The following is a 2738-nucleotide window of genomic DNA, read 5'->3' on the forward strand; positions in this document are numbered from 1 at the left end:
CAGTTTGCGATCGAACCACAGGTGCAGATTGATAACGGGTACCCCTTCCAAGCCTTCCAGCTTTCGGAAAAAGTCAAGCTCAGCCCACGCAGCAGGCATCAATACCTTCATGACATCCACAGGCATCGCTGATACATAGCAGTCAGCCGTAACGGTGTAATCTGCTGCACCCTGTAAGCCGTGAATTAAGAAGTGTTGAACGGTGTTATCAGCATTCAACACAATCTGCTTCAAGGGTGAATTAAGACGTACCTCACCACCCCGGGCAGTGATGTAGTCTACTAGAGGTTGACAGAGACGCTCGGTAGGTGAGCCATCCAGAAAGGCAATTTTGGAGCCATAACGCTCCTGCAAGAAGCGGTTTAAGGCAGTTAGGGGAATGGTTGCCGATACTTCATCAGGATTGATAAAGGTCAAGGCTTTAGAAGCAGCAATAAAAATATCAGAATTGACCCGATCGTCAATGCCTTGATTCCGTAGCCATTCCAACAACGTGTACCGATCCATATCTTCCACATATCGTTGGCCCCTTACCACAGCAGGTAACAGGCCGATCGCGAAGCGCAGCTTTTGCTCCCATGTCAACATGTCATTGTTACGAAGAATCGACATGATGACATTAAAAGGAGCTGGAATGTCTGGAACATCAAAGCGGGAATAGGTACCAGGCTTTTCTGGTTGGTTGAAAATCAACGTATGCTGCTTCCATTGCAGCCGATCTTCAATACCTAGTTCCTTCAACAGTTGCAGCATGTTGGGATAAGCACCAAAGAAGGCATGTAGCCCAGTTTCATACCAATCACCGTCGTCATCTTGCCAAGCGGCTACCAGCCCACCTAGCACGTCTCGGCTCTCTAACACAATTGGTATGTGCCCCGCATCCGAGAGATACTTAGCACAGGCAAGTCCTGCTAATCCGCCACCTGCGATCGCAACACGCATAGAAAATTTTGTTAAGTAAATCTAAAGGTAACCGCTTTTATTATACGCCTTAATATTTACAGTCCTTAATAAACTATTCAGAATTTAGTTATTAATTCCTAGGGGTTCATCCACCGTGACTGGCGGCTGTGTCAGTCAATCACCATGTTGGTAGTGAGAAACAAGTCATCATCAAGTGGCGGTCGAGGGGACTTGACCCCCTATAGAGAATAACGTTGGGGATAAGGTTCCCTGTATCCCCTTCCTAGAAAATCCTTACCTTATCAATACAATTCCCCAAACGATCACTACAGATGGCTTGTCGTTAAGTCCTTACTACGAACTACTACGAACTACTACGAACTACTAGGTTACTTAGCTGACTTTTGGAGAAACGGTATAACAGCCACCTATGCTCTCATGACTCAATGCTCAACCAAGGCCATGAACCAAATGACCTATGATTGGGAAAATTATTATCGCTGGGAGGAAAGATGCGTGAGCGATCGTCAGGAACCAACAGCATTGGCTCGTACCCCGTTGTATGACCTTGCTCTGGAGGCAGGAGCACGCATGACCGCTTTTTCTGGGTGGGAAATGCCAGTACAGTTTGCGGGTATCACTAAAGAACATCAAGCTGTACGTCAGCAGGCAGGACTATTTGATATTTCTCACATGGGCAAGTTTGTTGTCAGTGGCGAGGGGGTGCTGGATCAGTTACAAGCTCTCGTTCCCTCAAATCTTAAGCGGTTGCAACCGGGAATGGCGCAATACACGGTACTCTTGAACGAGCGGGGTGGCATCCTAGATGATTTGATCGTCTATAACCAAGGTGTCACAAAGGCTGGCGAAGAACGAGTAGTGCTGATTGTGAATGCGGCAACCCGAAGCCAGGATAAGACTTGGTTATTAGCACGGTTAGAATTCTCTCAGGTGGAGTTGCACGATCGCACAGTAGACCAAGTATTACTGGCTGTGCAAGGGCCGCAAGCGATCGCAGCACTTCAACCCCTAGTAGACTGTGATTTGGCTCCTATTCCTGCCTTTGGACATGTGGAGACAAATTGTTTGGGAGCACCAGCTTTTATTGCCCGCACAGGCTATACCGGTGAAGATGGTGTCGAGGTGATGGTGGATCCTGCTGTAGGGATGGAATTGTGGCGATCGTTGCTGAATGCTGGTGTCGTTCCCTGTGGCCTTGGAGCACGGGATACCCTACGCTTAGAAGCAGCTATGTGCCTCTATGGGCAGGACATAACCACAACGACAACTCCCCTAGAGGCGGGGTTGGGATGGATTGTACATCTAACGGAAAAGGGTGACTTCATCGGACGGGCTGCCCTAGAGCAGCAGCAACAAGTTGGGGTAACCAAGCGTTTAGTGGGGCTGCGTATGCAGGGCCGTAACATCGCCCGCCATGATTATCCAGTACTCTATGACGAGCAAGTTGTGGGTGTGGTTACTAGTGGCACGCTGTCACCAACCTTGGGCTATCCGATCGCCCTCGCCTATCTACCAACAGCCCTCGCTAAAGTAGGGCAAACCGTGATGGTTGAAATCCGAGGTAAACACTACCCAGCTACTGTAGTGAAGCGGCCCTTCTATCGTCGTCCAATGGAGTGACCTATAAGCCAAGAATCCTCACTAATGTCAAGTCAACCATTGTCAAGTCAGCCATTGTCAAGTCAGCCATTGTCAAGTTAGCCATCGTCGAGTTAGCCATAAAGTCAGCTCCTTAATCAACAACTGTACGGGGGCTGATTAGAATGGTTGTGTCTAGGGCTTAAGCCCTGACCGAGAGCTTCAACGGCAATGGT

The 2738-nt window shown here is 48.7% G+C and carries 2 protein-coding genes; one reads left to right on the forward strand and one right to left on the reverse strand.

Translation table 11 applies throughout. The features are described 5' to 3' along the window. Positions 1-942, reverse strand: a 942-nt coding sequence (gene pds, locus NZ772_16865) for a 15-cis-phytoene desaturase (protein MCS6815227.1), incomplete at its 3' end; no start/stop codon positions are given. 432 nt (positions 943-1374) lie between these two features. Here pds and gcvT point away from each other — a divergent pair. Then, a complete protein-coding gene (gcvT, locus tag NZ772_16870; protein ID MCS6815228.1) occupies positions 1375-2544 on the forward strand; it encodes a glycine cleavage system aminomethyltransferase GcvT in 1170 nt (389 codons plus the stop codon). Positions 2545-2738 lie beyond the last annotated feature (194 nt).

This window comes from Cyanobacteriota bacterium (genome assembly GCA_025054735.1).
Taxonomy (GTDB): Bacteria; Cyanobacteriota; Cyanobacteriia; order SKYG9; family SKYG9; genus SKYG9.